This is a genomic window from Psychrobacter sp. T6-1, from assembly GCF_052258445.1.
In genome coordinates, this window is sequence record NZ_JBQQFC010000312.1 from 1 (window position 1) to 2726 (window position 2726).

The 2726-nt window shown below is 49.7% G+C and carries 2 protein-coding genes and 1 pseudogene; 2 read left to right on the forward strand and 1 reads right to left on the reverse strand.

What is annotated here, in order from left to right:
• A partial coding sequence (mltG, locus tag ACTXGO_RS12130) for an endolytic transglycosylase MltG (RefSeq protein WP_443574731.1) occupies positions 1-822 on the forward strand: 822 nt, incomplete at its 5' end.
• 98 nt (positions 823-920) lie between these two features.
• Entirely contained in the window at positions 921-1592 is a 672-nt protein-coding gene (gene tmk, locus ACTXGO_RS12135; protein WP_443574733.1) for a dTMP kinase, read from the forward strand.
• Between the two features lie 96 nt (positions 1593-1688).
• On the opposite strand, the pseudogene ACTXGO_RS12140 reads toward tmk, so the two are convergent.
• A pseudogene (locus tag ACTXGO_RS12140) lies at positions 1689-2726 on the reverse strand (cation:proton antiporter); the annotation flags it as partial.

The following is a 2726-nucleotide window of genomic DNA, read 5'->3' on the forward strand; positions in this document are numbered from 1 at the left end:
CTCCCTGAGAACCCAACGATGGCAGAAGTGTTGCACGTACTAGAGCAAGGCGCCAAAGTGGCGATGGTCAAAGTACAAGTTATCGAAGGCAAAACGGCAAACGATCTGTATCAGAATTTACGTGACAATTCAGGCATCAAAAAAGAAGTACTCACAGCAGACGCGGACAATCAGAGCATCGCTGAGGCGCTAGATTTGGTCGGTATCCTGCCAGATTCGGTAACGGGTAGTAATGATCCTATCGTCAGCTATAACTTGGAGGGTTGGTTCACCCCAGATACCTATTACTACGGCGAGGGTGCAACGGACACGCAGGTGCTCACCGATCTGTACAAGCGCCAGCAACAAGCCCTGACCAAAGCGTGGGAGAATCGCGCGCCAGATTTGCCTTATGAGACGCCGTATCAGGCGCTTATTATGGCCTCCATTATCGAAAAAGAAACCAGCGTTGCTGATGAGCGTCCACTAGTGTCAGCGGTGTTTAATAACCGCTTTAAAAAAGGCATGCGCATGCAAACGGATCCAACCATTATCTATGGTATGGGTAGCCGTTATGATGGCAATATTCGCCGCGCCGATATCGATGAAACCACCAGCTACAATACCTATCAGATTGATGGTCTACCGCCAACGCCCATCTCCTTACCGTCGCCAGCTTCCATCGAGGCCACTTTGCACCCAGCAGAGAGTGACGCCTTGTACTTTGTGGCAACAGGAACGGGCGGGCACAAATTTACCGATAATTTGGCGGATCATAACCGCGCGGTACAAGAGTACCTCAAAGTCATGCGGGAGAAAAAATCACAAACGCCGCCTGAATAAATATAAGCGCTTGCTGGTGTCATTGATCTAGCTAGCGCTGATCCAATCGTTCAATTTATTCTAAAATTCGTTACAGATTTTATCAATAAGGCTACCCAATGCCAGTATCAGCAATGATCTCTACTCAAGCCGCGTCCGCTCAAGGGCGCTTTATTAGCTTTGAGGGCACCGAAGGCGTCGGCAAGACTACCGCAATTGAGCAGTTGTGTACGCGCTTGCAAGCAGCGGGTATTGACTACTTGCGCACGCGTGAGCCGGGCGGTAGTCCATTCGCTGAGCGTCTGCGCGCCATACTGCTCGACCCTGCTACCGATATCAATGACGACACCGAGCTGCTACTGCTATTTGCCGCGCGCTGCGATCACGTTCAGTATGTGATTATGCCAGCGCTGGCACGCGGTACTTGGGTCATTTGCGATCGCTTTGTCGACTCGACGATGGCCTATCAAGGCTATGGCCGCGCCTATGGTGAGCCGCTTATGCGCGCAAAAATAGCGCAGCTTAGCGAGCAGTTTGTCCCGCTTCTGCCAGAGCTGACGTTATGGCTGGATTTACCAGTGCATGAGGGCATGGCGCGCGCAGGTAAGCGCAGCACTGCCGATAGGTTTGAGCAGCAGGCGACTGAGTTTTTTACTCGGGTATACAAGGGGTTTGAGGCGTTGGCGGCGGCCTATCCTGAGCGTATTTGCCGTATTGATGCCTCTGGTACTAGCGATGAGGTTGGCGCGCGGGTATGGCAGGCGGTTGAGGATAGGTTCAGTATTACCTAGCATGCTCTTTAACCTATAAACAATTAAAGCAAAGCCCCAGCACTCATAGAGAACTGGGGCTTTTTTACGTAAGAATATAGACAACAGATAACGCGGTTACTTATCTGCCTTGTTATCTATGACATCATCCGTATCTGGCAGGCGATTAGGGTCTAAATCACCGCTCTTAGTTCTAGGTGCTGCACCGCTACCATTGGCATTGCTACTACTCATCGTTTTGTCTTTTGATAGCTGTGCTGAGTTATCTGTCATGACGCCTTTACCCGTATTGACAGGCTCTTTTTTGGCAATCGGCTCAGGATCTATCACTTTAGCCTCTGCTGTGTTCTTGTTAGCAGGTGCCTCCTCAATGAGTGGCTCGTCACTGACGTCAGCGATCAGCTCTTTTTCTTTGCGTTTTTCAGGCGCTTTGTAGTCAGCCTCAAACTTGGCATCAGCGTCCGCGCGCGCTTGTATTTGCTTGGCGGTCACATCGACTTCTTTTGGTTGTACCTCATCATCAACGACCAAGGCGATAAGCTTGCGATCGCGTGCTACCACACCGTCGAACTTGTCGGTAATGACGCTCAGCTTACCCTCTTTGTCTATCGTATATAGCGGCACGAACTGTTTGTTGTCCGCTCTATACTGCTCAAAGCTATAGCTGTCTGTGATATTGGTAATCTTGATGCGCGCTTTTTTGGATATCATGCTGGCAAGCTTGGTGTAAGTGACATCTTTGCCAAATAGCCACTGCGATTTAAAGTTAGATTGCTTATCATCGCGCTCGCTTTTGGTTTTTTCATCACTAAATTTGAGACGATAAAGTTTACGCTCGCCAAACTCGTGACGATAGTGAATCTCCGACAGCGTGTTCATCTCTTTGTCCATACTCATAGCGAATAAGTGACCGATACCGATAAGGTCTAAATGATTGTCGGCGTGGTCTGAGATAGGATTACCAAAGTAGGTGCGTAGACCGCTCATACGTGCTTTGGCAATGTTGGTATAGTTGTTGTGCGCGACGATAACATCAAAACCTTGATCCTTTAAGGAAGTAGCGACGAGCAGCGCCACCGGGTTTGAGCCGACGACCAAAATACCGTTGGTCTCAGGCTCGCGTACACCAAGTAGATTGCCGACCAGTTTTGCGCC

Coding starts and splice junctions, on each gene's coding strand:
- tmk (WP_443574733.1), top strand. CDS start 921: ATGCCAGTATCAGCAATGATCTCTACTCAAGCCGCGTCCGCTCAAGGG.